Source organism: Burkholderia sp. SIMBA_051 (assembly GCF_046534915.1).
Classification (GTDB): Bacteria; Pseudomonadota; Gammaproteobacteria; order Burkholderiales; family Burkholderiaceae; genus Burkholderia; species Burkholderia ambifaria.
The window spans coordinates 1-251 of the sequence record NZ_JAWRXS010000615.1 but is presented as its reverse complement, the minus strand read 5'-3'; the positions used below and the strand labels follow the sequence as shown (position 1 = coordinate 251).

General features: G+C 68.9%; 1 pseudogene. It reads right to left on the bottom strand.

Annotation, left to right across the window (positions count from 1 at the left end):
* Positions 1-251: pseudogene (locus SB771_RS35955) on the bottom strand (AraC family transcriptional regulator); the annotation flags it as partial.

Below are 251 nucleotides of genomic sequence, written 5' to 3'. Positions count from 1 at the left end.
GCGTCACGCCCACTTCGGCCTGAAAGAGCCGCGCGAAATGGCGTGGACTCAGGTTCACCCGCGCGGCCAGTTCCGGCACGCGATGCGGCAACTCCGGATTCGCCGCCACCCAGCGCTGCAATTCCTGTAACGCCGAGCGCCCGGCCGGCTGCGTCTCGCCCTTGCGGCTGAATTGCAGCTGGCCGCCGGGCCGCTTGAAGAACATCACGAGCTGACTGGCCACGCGCAGCGCGATCTCGCGCCCGAGATCC